The following is a 16,519-nucleotide window of genomic DNA, read 5'->3' as shown; positions in this document are numbered from 1 at the left end:
TGTCCGCAAACGGTGACTCCGAGCCTAATGGTCGACGGCCCGTTCACCCCACTCGCGGTGACGTCGCGGACACGAGGGAACGAAATCGCGGCCCCGGACGTCTTGTTGAGTAGGGGAACCGCGGAGTAGCGGAACTGTTGAGCAACGGAACAGGGACGGATCGGAGGTGTCGGATGTTCGGTTTCCAGTCGATCCGTCTGCTCGCCTACGCGTTCGGCACCGCGGGCGGACTCTCTGGCGCCGCGTACGGCCTGCTCAACGAGCAATCCCGGCGAGCGCGCAAAATCATCGGACCGCCTCGCGCGCAACCGCTGCGAGCCGACGGCGTGTATCTGCCGGACGGCTCCGGCCCGGTCCCGGACGCCGACGGTGCCGATGCTCTGGAGCTGGCGGTGCTCGGCGACTCGACGGCGGCCGGGCTCGGTGTCGAGGAGCCGGACGAACTCCCGGGGGTGCGCATCGCGCGGGGCATGGCCGAGGAGCTTCAGCGTCCGGTCGCGTTGACCACGCACGCCGTCGTCGGTACCACCAGCCGCAGGCTCCGGCCCCAGGTGGAGGCCGCTTTGGTGACTCCGCCGCGGCTGGCGTTGATTCTCATCGGTGCCAACGACGTGACGTCGAAGCAGCGGGCGAGCACGTCCGCACGCCTGCTCGGGGAGACGGTGCGCGCACTGATGGACAGGGGCGTGGCCGTCGTCGCCGGGACCTGCCCGGACCTGGGCGCGATCCGTCCGATCCCGCAGCCGCTGCGCGCCGTGGCCCGGTCCTGGAGTCACGCGCTCGGAAAGGCGCAGCGCCGTGAGGTGGAGGCCGTGGGAGGACGGGCCGTACCGCTGGCGGACCTGCTCTCACCGGAATTCCTCACCCGGCCGTCGGAGATGTTCAGCCCGGACAACTTCCACCCGTCGGCGGCGGGGTACGCGGCCACCGCCGACGTGCTGTTGCCGGTGCTCTGCGACGCGATCGGCGAGTGGGCGGGCGGGCCCGTTCCGCGCCCGCCGGTGCGGTCGACGGCGGCCGAAGCTCGGCGGCCGACGCGCCGCATCGTCGCTCGGCTGAACCGCGGGCTGGCTCGCCGCGCTTGGGCGGGCGACCAGTAGCCGCTACCAATCGGTAACATCGGTTCTCGCCTGGGTGACCCTCGTCACCGCGTGCGGCGCGGTGACGGTCCTACAGTGGCATCACCACGAACGACGCATCGCCGCTCGGCACCGGCGTTCACGCGGACGCCGAGCAACGAAGGAGCCTCCATGCCCGAAGCTGTCATCGTCTCCGCCGCACGCTCCCCCATCGGTCGTGCAGGCAAGGGCTCGCTGATCGACCTCCGTCCGGACGACCTCACCGCGCAGATGGTGCGCGCCGCGCTCGACAAGGTCCCCGGACTCGACCCGCGCGAGATCGACGACCTGATGCTCGGCTGCGGCCTGCCCGGTGGTGAACAGGGCTTCAACATGGCCCGGGCCGTGTCCGTCCTGCTCGGCTACGACCACCTGCCCGGCACCACCATCACCCGCTACTGCTCGTCGAGCCTGCAGACCTCCCGGATGGCACTGCACGCCATCAAGGCCGGTGAAGGCGACGTGTTCATCAGCGCCGGTGTCGAGATGGTGTCGCGGCTCGCCAAGGGAAGTTCGGACTCGCTGCCGGACACGCACAACCCGCTGTTCGCAGAGGCGGAGCAGCGCACCCAACGTGTCGCCGAACAAGGTTCGGACACGTGGAACAATCCGCGTGAGTACGACGCGTTGCCCGACGTCTACATCCCGATGGGGCAGACCGCCGAGAACCTCGCCCGCGAGAAGAACGTCGGCCGCGACGAGATGGACGACTTCGGCGTCCGCTCCCAGAACCTCGCCGAGAAGGCCATCGCCAACGGCTTCTGGGATCGGGAGATCACGCCGGTCACGCGTCCCGACGGTTCCGTCGTGAACGCCGACGACGGGCCGCGTGCGGGCGTGACGAAGGCGGCCCTGTCCGGGCTCAAGCCGGTGTTCCGGCCGGACGGGCGCATCACGGCGGGCAACTGCTGCGCGCTCAACGACGGTGCGGCCGCGCTCGTCATCATGAGCGACACCAAGGCCAAGGAACTCGGGCTCACCCCGCTCGCGCGGATCGTGTCCACCGGAGTCTCGGGGCTGTCCCCGGAGATCATGGGGCTCGGGCCGGTCGAGGCGTCGAAGCAGGCACTCTCCCGCGCCGGACTCGGTGTCGGCGACATCGACCTCGTCGAGATCAACGAGGCATTCGCCGCACAGGTCATCCCGTCGTATCAGGACTTGGGGATCCCGCTGGAGAAGCTCAACGTCAACGGCGGCGCCATCGCCGTGGGCCACCCGTTCGGCATGACCGGCGCACGGATCACCGCCACGCTGATGAACTCGCTGCAGTGGCACGACAAGCAGTTCGGCCTGGAGACGATGTGCGTCGGCGGCGGCCAGGGCATGGCCATGGTCCTCGAACGCCTCTCCTGAGCCCGATTCCACGAAGCGAACGGCACTTTCGCCCCGTCTTGTGAGGCGAAAGTGCCGTTCGCTTCATCGGTGTGCAGTATGAGAAGGGGCGCCGAGCTCGGGTGAGCTCGGCGCCCCTGTCGCGTCGGGGTGTCGCTTCCGAACTAGTTGTTCTGGAAGTACGAGAGCAGACGCAGGATCTCGAGGTACAGCCAGACCAGGGTGACCATGAGACCGAAGGCGACGTACCAGGCGAGCTTCGCGTCCGCGCCGCTCTTGATCATCTTGTCGGCGGCGTCGAAGTCCAGCAGGAAGCTGAACGCGGCGATGCCGATGCACAGCAGGCTGAACGCGATCGCCATCGGACCACCGTCACGCAGGCCGAGGCCGCCCTCGGTGAAGAAGCTGGCGACGAGGTTGACCAGCATGAGGACCAGGACACCGGCGATCGCGCCGATGATCCACTTGGTCAGCTTCGGTGTGACCCGGATCGCGCCGGTCTTGTAGACCACGAGCATCCCGGCGAACACACCGATCGTGCCCGCGACCGCCTGCGCGATGATCGCCGGATTACCCGCCACCAGGACGCCGAACAGATAGCTGATGCCGCCGAGGAACACGCCCTCGACCGCCGAGTAGGCGATGACCAGCCCCGGGCTGACCTTCTTGCGGAAGACGATCACGAGCGCGATCACCAGGCCGACGATGGCGGCGGGCAGCGCCAGCATCACCGAGCTCGCGCCGCCGACCACGTAGGTCGCCACGCCGGTCGCGACGGCGATGGCCAGCGTGATCGCGGTCTTGGTGACCACATCGTCGATGGTCATCGGGCGGCCGGTCTGCGCCGGGGCCGACGGCGCCTGGCCGAAGGTGCCGCCGGCCGCGGCGGGCTGACCCTGGCCGTAGTTGAAGTTCGCGTACCCACCGCCGCTCGGCAGGTTCTTGAACGCTGGGTTGCTGGTAGTGCGCAACTCATCCTCCTGGGCGTACGTGCGCCGTCACCGTGACAACGACCGAACCCGCCGGTTAGTTCCCGTCGCTGGGTTTAAGAACACTTTACTCCCCCGGTCGGGGGTGGCAACGGGTCACCTCGATCACACGTCACGATCCGGCGACGCGGCCAACCGCACGGGTTCGCCGCGGACGGTGACCATCACCGTCGCACAGGGCATCGAGAGTGCGTCCGTACGGGTGCACAGTCGGCAAATCCGCGAACAACTGATCCACTTCCGCGCCCGAACGGACCTTGTGGCGACCCCTGGCGCGCTCAAGGATCGTCGCGGGTGTTCGTGCGCTTCTGGGAGCGATGACGCAGCGCACGCCGACACCCCTGTCTCTCATCTCACCCACGAGAAGTGGAGTTCGCATGCGCACGTTCAGGAAGTGGATCACCGGTGCCACGGGCGCCGCCGTGATCGCCGGGGGCTCTGTGCTGGCTGGGCCCGCCGCCTTCGCCTCGGATCCGGACGAGCCGGTCCGGACCTTCGCCGAGGAGCTCGGCCACGGCCACACGATCGCGCCCGGCCAGAACGAGCACTGGCAGAACGGCGTGTGGCTGGGTTCGTTCGTCGTCGGTGGCGAGCAGGCCTGGTGTGTCCAGTTCGGCTTGCAGTCGCCGGACCGGGACGAGGAGTACGAACCGGCGGGCGAACTGACCGACAAGTGGGGCAACCCGCTGCCGGAGGACGTCGCGTCGATGGTCTCGTACATGCTGCTGCGCCACGGCGAGACCACTTCGGACGACGAGGCGGCGGCCGTCGCCCACCTGCTGCACGCGGCGACGTCGACGCCGGGCGACACCGAGACGGGCGACATGACCGAAGTCGCCTACGACATCGGTTACCACCAGGCCCAGCTCGACGAGAAGCACCCGGAGGCGGCCGAGCTCGTGGCCACGATCGCCGCTGACGCCGAGCGCAACCGTGGTCCGTGGACGGCGAGCATGGCGGCCCCGGCCGAACCGCAGACGATCGGCCAGGCGGACGAGTGGACCATCGAGGTCGTCGGAGCCGACGGTCAAGGCATCAGCGGCGCCCCGGTGAGTCTGAACGTGACCGACGCCGAGGTCGAGGGAATCGCCGAGGACGGCACCGTGACTACTCCGGACGACGGCAGCCCGCTGCGGTTGCGAGTCACCCCCACCGGGCCGGCTCCGAGTATCACCGGTGAACTCGTCGCCCCTACGGCGCAACCGAAGGTCCAGCGATCCGTGCAGGACCCGGAAGGCACGCAGCGCCTGGTCTCCACCGGCGGCGAGGAGACACTGACCGTGGCGGCGGCAGCGGGGGCCCTCGCCCCGCAAGGTGAGGCGCTCGTGGTCAAGACCGACGAGCAGAGCAAGGCCGGTATCGCCGGTGCTTCGTTCCGCGTGACCGGTCCCGACGGCACCCCTGCCATGCTCGCCGACGGCACCGAGTTCGTCGGCGAGAACGGTGAGCCCGCCGTCGTGACCACCACCGACGACGGCACGGTCGCCGTCCCGGGACTCGCGGCGCCCCAGCAGATCAGTGTCACCGAGGTCAGCCCGGCCACGGGATACGAGGAAGCGTTCGACCCGGCCGCCGCTCCGTCCGCGACCGGCACCGTCGAAGCCGGGAGGACGCTGGAACTGGCACTGACGAACAAGGCGAACACTCCGACCGTCCCGGTGCACATCCCCGCCGGTGACCCGGTCGCGCCGAACGGCGAGGTCGTCGACGTCCGCGCGAGCGGCGACGAAACCCTCTCGGGAGCTCTGATCGGTCTCGGTGCGCTCGCGCTGGCCGGAGCGGCCGTGGGCGGAGGACTCGCCTACCGGCGCGAGCTGGTCTCGGCGGGCCGTCGACAGTGACGGAGCGGAACACGGAACGCCCGCGGCGTCGTGGTCGGCTCGCCGCGGTCCTCGCGGGTGCGGTCGGGCTCGCAGGGGCGGTCGCGCTCGTCGCCGGAATCGCAGTGTCCGGCGGCGGTGAACCGACTGCTCAGCAGCCCCCGGCCCCTCTGCCCGCGACGACCGACAGCGGAGCACCGGTGCAGCCGGTGTTCGAACCCGCAGGTCAGCCGCCGGGGACCGTGCAGCTTCCTCAGGGCGGCACGGCCACACTCGTCCGCAAGGAACTCGAGCCCACCGGCACGCTGCCCGTCCCGGACGGCGTCGGCCAGGCGACGTGGTGGGGGGCGGGACTGGACGCGCCCGAGGGCGCGACGGTCCTGGCGGGGCATGTGAACTGGAAGGGCGAGATCGGCCCCTTCGACGAGCTCTGGGACGCGGCGCCCGGCGGCACGGTCTCGGTGCGCGACGAACAGGGCACGGACTTCACGTACCGGGTGTCCGAGATCGTGACCGTCACCAAGGAGGAGCTGCCCGCGCAGGCGGCGGAGCTGTTCAGCCAGGGCGGTGAGCACCGGCTGGTGCTCGTCACCTGCGGCGGCAGGTTCGTCGGCGGCGACGAGGGCTACACCGACAACCGAATCGTCATCGCCACGCCGGTGTAAGCGGGTGTGAGGGTTGGGCTGCGTGGGTGGTTCCGTGGCGGCACCTCACCTCGCGACTGGCTGCGGGATCGTCGACATCAGGTAGGTACCGACATCACGTCGACGCTGTCCCCGCGAGGAGGGCGCTGAGGTTCCGCCACCCCACTCACCGAGCAAACCAGCCCGCACGCCCTCCAGAAGCAAGAAGGCCCGGTGGTCGGGGGCGACCACCGGGCCTTTCGCTGTTCCCCGGAAGCAGCGGCCGGAGTCCAAGTACCGCTGGGGTACGGGGAGTCACCACACTCCCTGCGGAACTCAACGAGACCCGCCCCTCATCGTTACGTCCGTCACACCACGGGCCGGAGACGGGGCCGGAACGCCTCTCGGTATGCCGAGTCAGCGGCGCTTCTTGTTGCTCTTCTTCGCCGAGGCCGCCTGTTTGCCCGGCCTGTTCTTCTGCGGATTCTTGTTGCCGCCTCCGCCGCCCTTGGGTGGTCGGGACGAGCCGCCGCCTCCGGCCTTGCCGCCTCCGCTGCTCTTGCCGCTGCCGCCACCCGACTTCTCCTGCGGGGTCTCGTCCGAGTCCGACTCGTCGCCGTCGGAGTCGACCTTGACGGCGGTGCCGCCGCCGTTCTGCGTCTGCGCGGGCTTCTGGCCCGGCTTCGGACGCTGCACTTCCTTCTTCTCCGCGATCTCCTTCTCCCGCTCGCGCTCCTGCTCGCGGTCGATCTTGTTGGTGAGGAAGTGCGTCTGGCCGAGCGTCCAGATGTTGTTCGCCATGAAGTACAGCACGATCGCCATCGGCAGGAACCACCCGGAGATCAGGGTGCCCACCGGCGCGATGTAGAGCATGAACTTCGCCATCATCTGCGTCTGCGGGTTCGACATCGACGCATCGGTCTGGCGCTTCTGCGACATGCGCATGCTGAAGTAGGTGGCCAACGAGGCCACGATCATCAGCGGGATGCCGACGGCCATCATGGTCGTCCGCGAGGTGTCGAACGCGGCGAGCTCGGCCTCCGGCTGAGTGATCCAGTTACCGAGCTTCGCGCCGAACAGGTCGGCCTGCAGGAACGACTGCACGCCTCCGCTGTCGAAGATGTAGTTGCTCTGCGCCTGCGGGGTGAATCCGCGCAGCACCCAGAACAGGCTCAGGAACACCGGCACCTGCAGCAGCACCGGCAGGCAGCCGCCGAGCGGGTTGACCCCGTGCTCGGACTGCAGCTTCTGCATCTCCTGCGCCATGCGCTGCCGGTCGTTCTTGTACTTCTCCCGCAGCTTCTGGATGTGCGGCGCGAACTTCTGCATCTTCCGGCCGGAGCGGATCTGGCTGATGGCGGGTTTGAGCAGCACCACGCGCAGCGAGAACACGAGGAAGAAGACGGACAGCACCCAGGCGAACCCGTTGTCGGGCCCGAGTACCGCGCCGAAAACCTGGTGCCAGAACCACAGGATGGCCGACACCGGGTAGAGGATGAAATCGAACACGAACCCACTCCTGGTCTTTGCTCGGCGCGAATCGTCGAGCCGCACCGTCGACAGCCGTCCCCCGGCCGCAGGATGCAGGGTCCAGCCTCACCAGGGTGCCACGTGCTCGGCCGCGAACCCAGCGCGGGTCGCGGGGTGACTGCTCACAGCGGTTGCGCCCGCCCCGGGAGACCGCACGGGCCACCGATGGGAGAGCATGCACCCTGCATCGATTACGTCCCTTCGGAGTGACACTCATGCGTGATCCACACCAGCCCGGCGGCGCCGCATGGCGGCAGGCGGAGGCACAACGCCTGCTCGAGTTCGCCTCGCGCTCCGTCCTGCCCGACGGCGGCTTCGGATACCTCGATTCCCAGGGCACGCCGGACTCCACGCGGCGCGAGCTGTGGATCACGGCCCGGATGACGCACGTCTTCGGCCTCGCCGCACTGGCAGGCCACCCCGGTGCGCGCGACCACGCAGCGCACGGGGTCCGCGCGTTGATCGGCCTGTTCCACGACCCGGCGAATGGCGGCTGGGTGGAGAGCATCGACTCGGACGGCACCGCGCTGGAGGTGTCCAAGACGTTCTACGGCCACTGCTTCGTGCTGCTCGCGGCCTCCACCGCGTACGCGGCACGACTCAGCGGCGCCGAGGACCTGCTGCACCGGGCACAGCGCGTGATCGAACGCCACTTCTGGGACGAGTCCCACGGTCTCGGTGTCGAGTCGTTCTCGCGGGAGTGGACACTGTGCGAGGACTACCGGGGCGCGAACAGCAACATGCACGCGGTCGAGGCGTTCACGGCCTGCTCCGACGCCACCGGTGAGCCGCTGTGGCGGCAGCGGGCGATGAGCATCGCCGAGCGGATCGTGGGCGGCTTCACCCGCGACCACGGCTGGCGGATGCCGGAGCACTTCAGCGCGGACTGGTCACCGCTGCTGGAGTACAACGCCAAGCAGCCTGCGGACAAGTTCCGCCCGTACGGCACGACGGTCGGGCACTGGCTGGAGTGGTCCCGCCTGCTCGTGGGGCTCCACGAACGGGGCGGACCGGCCTGGCTGCTGGACGCGGCGACGACGCTGTTCGACGAGTCGGTCCGAGTCGGCTGGGCCGCCGACGGCGCACCCGGCTTCGTCTACACGCTGGACTGGGAGGACGCCGTGGTCGTCGCCGAGCGGATGCACTGGGTGCAAGCCGAGGCGGTCCTCGCCGCGGACGCCCTGTACCGCGCCGCCGAACACGAGGAGGCGGCTGAGCTCGCCGAGCAGTGGTGGCGGTTCCTGGCGGATCACTTCGTCGACACAGCCGGAGGGAGCTGGCACCACGAGCTCGGTTCGGACCTGGGTGTTTCCACCACGGTGTGGCCAGGCAAACCGGACGTGTACCACGCCTATCAGGCCGTCGTGTTCCCCGACCTGCCGCTGGCACCGGCCGCGGCCACGGCGTTGGCCCGGCGAGGCGGTGTGGCATGAGCACTCCGCCCGTCACCGTCGTCGGCGAGTCCCTGGTCGACCTGGTGCTGCGTCCCGGCGACACGGAGCCGGTCGAGCATCCGGGTGGTTCGCCTGCGAACGTCTCCGTCGGCTTGTCCCGGCTGGATCACGCCCCCACGTTGCTCACCCGTCTCGGCGAGGACGAGCGGGGCGAGCTGGTCGCGCGCCACCTGCGCGACAACGGTGTCGACGTGCGGTCGTCGGTGGCCCCGCGCACGAGCACCGCACTGGCCCGGCTCGACGAGCGGGGTAGCGCCACCTACGAGTTCGACCTCGACTGGGACGTGGCGGACCTGCGGGTGCCGGGCGGGACGGGCCTGCTGCACGTGGGGTCGCTGGCAGCGGTGCTCGCACCGGGGGCGGAGACGGTGCAGAGCATGGTGCGCGACGCGGCCCGCGCCGGCAACGTCCTCATCAGCTACGACCCGAACGTGCGCCCGACGATCACGCCGGACCGTGATTCGGTGCGAGAGCACGTGCTGCGAACTGCCGCGCACGCACACATCGTCAAGTGCAGCGAAGAGGACCTGGAGTTCCTGTTCCCGGGCACCCCACCGGAGGCGCTGCCGCAGATGTTCGCCGAGGCCGCCTTGGTCGCCGTCACCCACGGCGGCGACGGAGTTTTCTGGGCGACGGACCACCACACCGGCACGCTCGCGCCGCCGCAGATCGAGATGGTCGACTCGGTCGGGGCCGGGGACGCGTTCATGGCCGGCCTGCTCGACGGGGCGCTGCGGGCAGGGGTGGGCCCGCGGTCCCTCGACGCACTCGCCGACGAAGCGGCGACCGAACAGATCATGCGCCGAGCCACCACCGTCGCGGCCATCACCTGCGCCCGCGCAGGCGCGAACCCGCCGACCACCGCCGAGGTCGACGACGCCCTGGCCGCGTGACACCGGCGCACAGCAGGCCCGGGCGTCCCAGACTGATCAAACGCGAGACGGGATCCGGTGTGCCGAGCCAGGTCGATCTGGTGCTCGCCGAGGAACGCAGCACGGCCGCCCACAGAAGCGCGAAACCCGGCCAGCCCACCACTGTCCGGAAGGCTGCCGGGTCCACTTCTCAGGCCTCATGCCGTGAGCACGGTCGAGCCTGGCGCGCACGAGATCTGTGATCACCAGCGCCAGACCTTCCGGTGTGGCTGATCAGCGCTGGATCGCTTTGGTGATCAGGCGTCCGATGACGAGATAGATCAATGCGGCCAAGCCGTAGTTCAGCACCACGCCGAGCACGGCATCATCGGGAGTGAATACGTCCCCCAGGCCGAGAACCAAAACCTGCGCGAGGCTGTAGATGAACGAGACGAATTCATTGCCTTGATTGGCGTCGAGGACCACGAACAGGATGTGCAACACGAACACTGTGACGATCAGGCCGGTGACTACTCGGATCACGTTCGCGAGAATGTCGCCCCCGCCCCGCCGGTCACTCGGCGGTGGTCCCTGCGACGAGTAGTGACCAGGGTTCTGCGGAGGGTAGTCGTTCGGACCGTGGTGATAACTCATGCCCGCGATTGTGACGACATGCCGAAACGAGCTACAAACCCGGTGGGTCTTACTCGGCCAGGGCACCACCTAAAACATGAACAATGTTCGCAGGAGTCGTGACCCTGGGAAGTTTGCCCGGCTGAAATCAACAATCAGGCTCGAACGGCTCCCATCGGTCGCCTACTTGCAATCCACTCGTGACCGTATCGTTGCTATGGCCGCGAACGAGCGCTCCTTTGTGCATGGAGATTCCTGTCAGGAATGATCAGTTGTTCGTGAAGCGGTGACTACTGCACCGCAGCGCGCTCCCGGGATCGGGCAGTTCTCCACGTTGCATGAACCGCGTGGTGATCTCCGCGAGGACGAATGTGACATCGGCACCCGGATAGCAGATTCCGGACGCCACACACCAAGGACAGGTACCGTCGCGGCCGTCGCCGATACGAGGAGGCTCGCCGTGCAGGACAACGCCACCGGAGCGACCGCGCCGAACGTCGCCTACGTTCCCTCCCGGCCGGTGGGCAGCGGGGACAGCGAGGCGACACTCGAACTTCGCGAGACGGGAAACGGCGACCTCGCACTGCTGGCGTTCACCTCTCGGGACAAGCTCGCCGAGTGCTGCGGGCGCCGCCAGTCCTGCATCGGGGTGCGACCGGAACAAGTCGACGAATTGCGTTCCCGATCCGGTGCGGCCGTGGTGCTCTGGGATCCCGCGCCCACCTCGGACCAGCGCGACGACTCCTGAGTACTGCTCCGGGGTCGCAGACACCGGAGACCGGAGCAGCCACCGCACAAGGCGGCCTGGCTTGCCCCAGCTCGACCGCGGCGCGAGCTGGGCTCGCGCCTCTGCGGGGCCGGCATCGAAGGCGACACCGCGCCCTGTACAGACACCGCGCACGGCAGTGACGCAGGCGGGCCAAGCTCTTGACGGGAGAACGAACGCGACTTAGCGTCTTCGCATACCAAAAGTATACTTTCGTAATACGAAATACTCGCGACGAATCGTTAATCCGAGCGGAACGCCCGGCGCGCCGACACGAGAACCAGCCGACGCGGACGCATCCCCGGCCCGATGCACCCGGCACACCGCCGAACCTCCCCTGAACCGGAGACCGTGTCATGGACAGCGAGACCTCGGGCACCGCAACGACTTCTCGAGACCACCAGCCGGCGGACGCGCCAGGGCGCGCCAGTTCTCGGCTCTACAGCTACGACCTCGCACCCACCAAGAAGGAAGGGCGCCGCTGGGGTTCCTACAACGTCTTCACACTGTGGGCCAACGACGTGCACAGCCTCGGCAACTACACCTTCGCGATCGGCCTGTTCGCGCTCGGACTGAACGTGTGGGGCATCCTTCTCGCCTTCGTACTCGCCTCGGTGCTGCTGTTCCTGCTGCTGACCCTGTCCGGCTACATGGGACACAAGACGGGAGTTCCGTTCCCGGTCATGAGCCGGATCGCGTTCGGCACCAAAGGCGGGCACATACCGGCCGGTGTTCGCGGCGCGGTCGCCATCGCTTGGTTCGGCATTCAGACCTACCTCGCCTCGTCGGTGCTGAACACCCTGCTGGTCGCCCTGTTCCCGGCGCTGCAGCCGTTGCGGGAACAGTCGGTGCTGGGGTTGTCGACGCTCGGCTGGATCACCTTCCTCGCGCTCTGGGCGATCCAGGTCCTCATCGTCAGCTACGGCATGCACGTGATCCGCAAATACATGGCGATCGCGGCCCCGGTCACGCTCATCACGATGTGCGCACTGGCGGTCTGGCTGTTCGTCCGCGCGGACGGGTCCATCGCCCTGTCCACGTCGCAGCCGCTCACCGGTGCCGACATGTGGGTCCAGATCCTGCAGGGCGCGGCGCTCTGGGTGGTCATCTACGGCACGTTCGTGCTCAACTTCTGTGACTTCACGCGTTCCGCCACGAGCCGCCGTGCGATCGTTCGCGGGAACCTCGTCGGAATCCCGGTGAACATGCTCTTCTTCGGCGTGATCATCGTCGTCCTCAGTGGAGCGCAGTTCAAGCTCGACGGGCGGGTGATCACCAGTCCGACCGACATCGTCCAGACGATCCCCAACATGGCCCTGCTGGCCGCCGCCTCGATCGCACTGATCGTCCTGACGATCGCGGTGAACCTGCTCGCCAACTTCGTGGCGCCGATCTACGTGCTCGTCAACCTCTTCCCCCGGCACCTGAACTTCCGGCGGGCCGGCGTCGTCAGCGCCGTCATCGGCCTCGCCATCCTGCCCTGGAACCTCTACGACAACCCGGTCGTGGTGAACTACTTCCTCGGCGGCCTCGGTGCACTGCTCGGACCGCTGTTCGGCGTCATCACGGCCGACTACTGGCTGCTGCGCCGGGCCCGCGTGAACATCCCCGACCTCTACACCGAGGACGAGCACGGCGAGTACCACTACCGGCGGGGCTACAACCCGAAGGCCGTCTGGGCGTTCGCGCCGTCCGCCGCGATCGCGGTCGTGCTGGCGCTGGTCCCCGCGTTCAGCTCCGTCGCAGGCTTCTCGTGGTTCATCGGCGCGATTCTCGGCGCCCTCATCTACATCGTCATCGGCGACCGCAAGCACGACGCGCAGGACGTGGACGGCGAGTCCATCGCCGTCCCTGCCGAGTGAACCGACGCCACGAGTGCCAGAAGGGCCCAAGACATGCGCATTCTCGTCGTCAACGTCAACACCACGGCCTCGATCACCGACGCCATCGCCAAGCAGGCCGCGTCGGTCGCCGACGCGGCGACCGAGATCGTTCCCGTGACGCCGTCCTTCGGCGCCGAATCCGTCGAAGGACACTACGAGAGCTACCTTGCGGCGATCGCCGTGATGGAGGCCGTCCGGGCCTACCCCGGGCACTTCGACGCCGTCATCCAGGCCGGGTACGGCGAACACGGCCGGGAAGGGCTGCAGGAACTGTTCGACGTGCCGATCGTCGACATCACCGAAGCGGCCGCGAGCACAGCACAGTTCCTGGGCCGCACCTACTCGGTCGTGACGAGCTTGGACCGCACGGTCCCGCTGATCGAGGACCGTCTCGACGCCGCGGGGCTCGGCGCTCGGTGCGCCTCGGTACGCGCCAGCGGCCTCGCGGTGCTCGACCTCGAGAAAGACGCCCAGGCCAGCGTGGACGCCATCGTCGAGCAGGCGGAGCAGGCGGTCGCGCGCGACAAGGCCGAGGTCGTCTGTCTCGGCTGCGGCGGCATGGCCGGACTCGCCGAGCAGGTGTTCGACCGGACCGGCGCGCCCGTCGTCGACGGGGTGTCGGCAGCGGTCACGATCGCCGAATCGCTGGTCCGGCTGGGACTGAGTACCTCGAAGGTGCGCACGTACGCGCCCAGGCCGCCGAAGACGCTCACCAACTGGCCGCCCCCGCCGAACAGCAGCTGACCGGCGATGTGCGGGCGTGCCAAGGGTTTCCCTGCCCCCGCCGAGAGCGCACTGTGGAACTTGGGTGTGTGGTCCGATACCTCACCGTGCCCCGGCTGATCACTTGCGAGACGTGCCCTACGGGCACACAAGCCAGTTCCGCAATACCCGCCGACGCACCACAACCGAGCGGAAGGCACCTGCCATGCGAATCGTCGTGGCGAACATCAACACCACCGAGAACATCACGCGCGCCATTCACGAGCAGGCGCTCGGCGCGGCAGGCCCGGACACGGAAATCCTGCCCGTCACACCCACGTTCGGGCCCGCGTCGGTCGAGGGGAACTTCGAGGGTCATCTGGCCGCAGTCGGCGTGATCGACCGGATCATCGCGATCGAGGAACCCTTCGACGCCCTCGTCGTCGCCGGTTTCGGCGGCCACGGCCGGGAAGGGCTGACGGAACTGCTCGACGTGCCGGTCGTCGACATCACCGAAGCCGGGGTGCAACTCGCCTGCCTGCTCGGCAGGAGCTACTCCGTGGTGACCTCGCTGCACCGCACCGTCGGCCAGATCCGCGATCGCCTCCGGCTCGCAGGTCTGGACGGACGGTGCGCTTCGGTGCGCTCGGTCGGGATGTCGGTGCTCGAACTCGAACGGGACACGGCACGCATCGGTCGGCACATCGTGCAGGAAGCCGCGCAAGCGGTCGACAGGGACGGCGCAGGCGTGGTCTGCCTCGGCTGCGCCGGGCTCGTCGGCTTGGCCGAGCAGGTCCAGGACGAAGTCGGCGTGCCTGTGGTGGAGCCCGTCGCGGCCGGGGTCGGCCTGACCGAGACGCTCGTCGACCTGCGCCTGCGACCGTCCACGATCGGCAGCTACTCCACACCGCAGCGCAAGGACATCGCAGGCTGGCCGCTCACGCGTTCATAGGGCGCCGGGTGTTTCCGTGGCGGAGCCGCTGAGCGATCACGACGTACGCTGCCCGACCACTACTCGAGAAATCGATTCCCGCAGCGAGCAGGGCACCGAGGTTCCGCCACCCGACCCACCAAGCAAGACCTCTGTCAGGAGTTCTCCGGGTCAGCACAGGTCGTGGTCGACGACCATGCGGCGGCTCGAGGCCACGTGCTGCTGGGCGACCGCGACCGCGCTTTCGGCGTCGCCCGCGGCGATGGCCGCGTGCAGCTGCTCGTGCTCCGCGCACACCCGGTCGGGCTCCAGGTTCAGGCGAAAAAGGTAGGCGAGCCGCCCGTGCAACGGTTCGAGCATGGTCGGCAGCAGCTCGTGCCCGGACAGCGCCACCAGCTCGTCGTGAAACGCCGAATTCGCCTCCGCCATCGCCGCGAAGTCACCGGCCTCCAAAGACCGGCGGGCCTCGGCGACCAGCGCTGCCATCCGCTCGACCCCGTCCGGGCTACTGCGCTCGGCCGCCAGCCTCGCCGCCAACCCTTCCAACGCCTCGCGGACGTCGAACAACTCCTCGGCCTGACGCCGGCCCAGACTGCGCACGAAGACGCCGCGCCGCCGGTCGCGCACCTCCACGAGGCCGTCGCCCTGCAACCGCCGGATCGCCTCGCGCACCGGCACCCGCGAGACTCCGAACTCGACGGCCAGCTCTTGCTCGAAGATCCGGTCGCCGGGTTGCAGCCGCCCCTCCGCGATCCGTTCCTGCAGTGCTCGACGGACCTGCTCGCCCAACGGGCTGTTCGGTTCCTTGCGCAACCCCTCTGCGGCGGACACGACTCCTCCTCACGCGTTCGGACGGAGTCCCATTGTCGCGGAGAGGGCGGGGCGCTCACGCTCCGGCAGCGCATCTTTCCTGTCAACTCTTCAACCATCGGTAGGCTGCAGGGTGCGGGGGTCGCGGTCGAAAGGAGTGCGCGATGGGTGACGGTCGGCGACGTCCGAACCCGCTGCTGTGGGTCTGGTACGCCTTCGGCGGGCGCCTGCCCTCCCGGTACGCGGAATGGGTTCTCCACGACATCACCACGCGCACGTGGGTGCTGCGACACCTCGGCCGAAGCCTGGTGCAGGTCTCCCCCGGACTGCTCGTCCTACTCGCGCCGGGTCCGCTGTGGGTCACCGGAATGTCGCTGCTCGGCGGCGTGATCATGGCCCTGTGGTACTCGGTGGCCTATATGGAGTACACCTGCGAGTACCGGTTGCACAAACACGGCTACCCGGTCGGAACGGGCCGTGCGACACGAGAAGCCGCGTCCGAACGCAACCGCCGAGAGCAGGCCGAACGTTACGCGGCGATCTACCGGTCGTAACGACCTTCAGCCCGGTATCGTCCCCAGGGTCGCCAAGCACGAGAGGGATTTGCTCGTGCAGCACAGTGACAGAGGACTGTTCGAGACGGATCAATCCTGCGCGCCCAGCGACCTCGGCGCCGACCACACCCATTTCGATCAGGGCGACGACGAGGCGACACTCGAACGTCGCGAGCCCCTCGACGAGTCGACGCGAAGACCAGCACCGGCCCGGCCAGCACGAGCAGCGTCACCACAGCGGCGCGGCGGGCCGCGCTCCCGGACTCGCGGTACCACTCCAGCACCGGCCCTTGCCGGGCGGGCCTGCGGGCAAGTGGCCCGGCTTCGCGGCCCGCTCCGGACAGGAGCGGATCTCGTCGTCCCAGTGTGCGCGTCGAAGGCCCTCCTGCGCAGGTGACACGGAGGGTGTGGTGCCCCCGGTCGGATTCGAACCGACACTGGAACGCTTTTAAGGCGTCTGCCTCTGCCGTTTGGGCTACGGGGGCGGGGCTCAGGGCTTGCGACGTCGCGACCGGTCGTGAGG

At 68.6% G+C, this 16,519-nt stretch carries 15 protein-coding genes and 1 tRNA gene; 11 read left to right on the top strand and 5 right to left on the bottom strand.

Annotated elements, in window-relative coordinates; all coding sequences use genetic code 11:
• The first annotated feature begins 173 nt into the window (after positions 1–173).
• The gene (locus tag GIY23_RS03785) at positions 174–1,100 is read left to right on the top strand and encodes an SGNH/GDSL hydrolase family protein (protein ID WP_154075387.1); all 927 of its coding nucleotides are present in this window, start codon (positions 174–176) and stop codon (positions 1,098–1,100) included.
• A gap of 150 nt (positions 1,101–1,250) precedes the next feature.
• Entirely contained in the window at positions 1,251–2,471 is a 1,221-nt protein-coding gene (locus GIY23_RS03780) for an acetyl-CoA C-acetyltransferase (RefSeq protein WP_154075386.1), read from the top strand.
• A 143-nt stretch (positions 2,472–2,614) separates the two neighbouring features.
• On the opposite strand, the gene GIY23_RS03775 is transcribed toward GIY23_RS03780, so the two are convergent.
• Complete coding sequence (locus GIY23_RS03775) at positions 2,615–3,421, bottom strand: Bax inhibitor-1/YccA family protein (protein WP_154075385.1); 807 nt, start codon at positions 3,419–3,421, stop codon at positions 2,615–2,617.
• A gap of 395 nt (positions 3,422–3,816) precedes the next feature.
• Here GIY23_RS03775 and GIY23_RS03770 point away from each other — a divergent pair, with 395 nt between their 5' ends.
• Together GIY23_RS03770 and GIY23_RS03765 are read left to right on the top strand one after the other, a co-directional pair.
• Positions 3,817–5,280 carry a SpaA isopeptide-forming pilin-related protein gene (locus GIY23_RS03770; protein WP_228717530.1) on the top strand — a complete coding sequence of 488 codons (1,464 nt, stop codon included), beginning with the start codon at positions 3,817–3,819 and terminating at the stop codon, positions 5,278–5,280.
• Entirely contained in the window at positions 5,277–5,924 is a 648-nt protein-coding gene (locus GIY23_RS03765; protein WP_154075384.1) for a class F sortase, read from the top strand. The genes GIY23_RS03770 and GIY23_RS03765 overlap by 4 nt, the downstream gene beginning before the upstream one ends.
• 375 nt (positions 5,925–6,299) lie before the next feature.
• On the opposite strand, the gene yidC is transcribed toward GIY23_RS03765, so the two are convergent.
• Entirely contained in the window at positions 6,300–7,391 is a 1,092-nt protein-coding gene (gene yidC / locus GIY23_RS03760) for a membrane protein insertase YidC (protein ID WP_154075383.1), read from the bottom strand.
• Between the two features lie 236 nt (positions 7,392–7,627).
• Here yidC and GIY23_RS03755 point away from each other — a divergent pair, with 236 nt between their 5' ends.
• Positions 7,628–8,845, top strand: coding sequence for an AGE family epimerase/isomerase (locus GIY23_RS03755; protein ID WP_154075382.1), 1,218 nt, complete (start codon positions 7,628–7,630; stop codon positions 8,843–8,845).
• Positions 8,842–9,759: a carbohydrate kinase family protein gene (locus GIY23_RS03750; RefSeq protein WP_154075381.1), complete on the top strand. Its 918-nt coding sequence runs from the start codon at positions 8,842–8,844 to the stop codon at positions 9,757–9,759. Before GIY23_RS03755 ends, GIY23_RS03750 begins: the two co-directional genes overlap by 4 nt.
• Positions 9,760–10,011: 252 nt before the next feature.
• Here the strand turns inward: GIY23_RS03750 and GIY23_RS03745 are convergent, their stop codons facing one another.
• The gene (locus GIY23_RS03745) at positions 10,012–10,371 is read right to left on the bottom strand and encodes a hypothetical protein (RefSeq protein WP_228717529.1); all 360 of its coding nucleotides are present in this window, start codon (positions 10,369–10,371) and stop codon (positions 10,012–10,014) included.
• A gap of 439 nt (positions 10,372–10,810) precedes the next feature.
• Between GIY23_RS03745 and GIY23_RS03740 the strand changes: the two genes are divergently transcribed.
• The 4 genes from GIY23_RS03740 to GIY23_RS03725 all read left to right on the top strand — a co-directional run bounded on the left by GIY23_RS03740 (position 10,811) and on the right by GIY23_RS03725 (position 14,653).
• On the top strand, positions 10,811–11,098 hold the full coding sequence (locus tag GIY23_RS03740) for an SAV_915 family protein (protein WP_154075380.1): 288 nt from the start codon (positions 10,811–10,813) through the stop codon (positions 11,096–11,098).
• A 374-nt stretch (positions 11,099–11,472) separates the two neighbouring features.
• Positions 11,473–12,978, top strand: coding sequence for an NCS1 family nucleobase:cation symporter-1 (locus GIY23_RS03735; RefSeq protein WP_154075379.1), 1,506 nt, complete (start codon positions 11,473–11,475; stop codon positions 12,976–12,978).
• Positions 12,979–13,011: 33 nt separating this feature from the next.
• Positions 13,012–13,743: an aspartate/glutamate racemase family protein gene (locus GIY23_RS03730; protein ID WP_154075378.1), complete on the top strand. Its 732-nt coding sequence runs from the start codon at positions 13,012–13,014 to the stop codon at positions 13,741–13,743.
• A 184-nt stretch (positions 13,744–13,927) separates the two neighbouring features.
• The gene (locus GIY23_RS03725) at positions 13,928–14,653 is read left to right on the top strand and encodes an aspartate/glutamate racemase family protein (protein ID WP_154075377.1); all 726 of its coding nucleotides are present in this window, start codon (positions 13,928–13,930) and stop codon (positions 14,651–14,653) included.
• Positions 14,654–14,803: 150 nt separating this feature from the next.
• On the opposite strand, the gene GIY23_RS03720 is transcribed toward GIY23_RS03725, so the two are convergent.
• Positions 14,804–15,463 (bottom strand): GntR family transcriptional regulator, encoded by a 660-nt coding sequence (locus GIY23_RS03720; protein WP_154075376.1) that lies wholly within the window; start codon positions 15,461–15,463, stop codon positions 14,804–14,806.
• Positions 15,464–15,606: 143 nt separating this feature from the next.
• Here GIY23_RS03720 and GIY23_RS03715 point away from each other — a divergent pair, with 143 nt between their 5' ends.
• The gene (locus GIY23_RS03715; protein ID WP_154075375.1) at positions 15,607–15,996 is read left to right on the top strand and encodes a DUF5313 family protein; all 390 of its coding nucleotides are present in this window, start codon (positions 15,607–15,609) and stop codon (positions 15,994–15,996) included.
• Positions 15,997–16,404: 408 nt separating this feature from the next.
• On the opposite strand, the gene GIY23_RS03710 is transcribed toward GIY23_RS03715, so the two are convergent.
• Positions 16,405–16,481, bottom strand: a tRNA-Leu gene (locus GIY23_RS03710).
• Between the last annotated feature and the right edge of the window lie 38 nt (positions 16,482–16,519).

Source organism: Allosaccharopolyspora coralli, from assembly GCF_009664835.1.
GTDB classification, from domain to species: Bacteria; Actinomycetota; Actinomycetes; order Mycobacteriales; family Pseudonocardiaceae; genus Allosaccharopolyspora; species Allosaccharopolyspora coralli.
Note: the sequence above shows the minus strand (reverse complement) of the source record. Positions and strands in the feature narration are given on the sequence as shown.

Bases quoted from the DNA above. Each gene is read 5' to 3' on its own strand.
- GIY23_RS03785 (WP_154075387.1), top strand. From the start codon at position 174: ATGTTCGGTTTCCAGTCGATCCGTCTGCTCGCCTACGCGTTCGGCACC.
- GIY23_RS03750 (WP_154075381.1), top strand. From the start codon at position 8,842: ATGAGCACTCCGCCCGTCACCGTCGTCGGCGAGTCCCTGGTCGACCTG.
- GIY23_RS03780 (WP_154075386.1), top strand. From the start codon at position 1,251: ATGCCCGAAGCTGTCATCGTCTCCGCCGCACGCTCCCCCATCGGTCGT.
- GIY23_RS03725 (WP_154075377.1), top strand. From the start codon at position 13,928: ATGCGAATCGTCGTGGCGAACATCAACACCACCGAGAACATCACGCGC.
- GIY23_RS03770 (WP_228717530.1), top strand. From the start codon at position 3,817: ATGCGCACGTTCAGGAAGTGGATCACCGGTGCCACGGGCGCCGCCGTG.
- GIY23_RS03715 (WP_154075375.1), top strand. From the start codon at position 15,607: ATGGGTGACGGTCGGCGACGTCCGAACCCGCTGCTGTGGGTCTGGTAC.
- GIY23_RS03735 (WP_154075379.1), top strand. From the start codon at position 11,473: ATGGACAGCGAGACCTCGGGCACCGCAACGACTTCTCGAGACCACCAG.
- GIY23_RS03755 (WP_154075382.1), top strand. From the start codon at position 7,628: ATGCGTGATCCACACCAGCCCGGCGGCGCCGCATGGCGGCAGGCGGAG.
- GIY23_RS03730 (WP_154075378.1), top strand. From the start codon at position 13,012: ATGCGCATTCTCGTCGTCAACGTCAACACCACGGCCTCGATCACCGAC.
- GIY23_RS03745 (WP_228717529.1), bottom strand. From the start codon at position 10,371: ATGAGTTATCACCACGGTCCGAACGACTACCCTCCGCAGAACCCTGGT.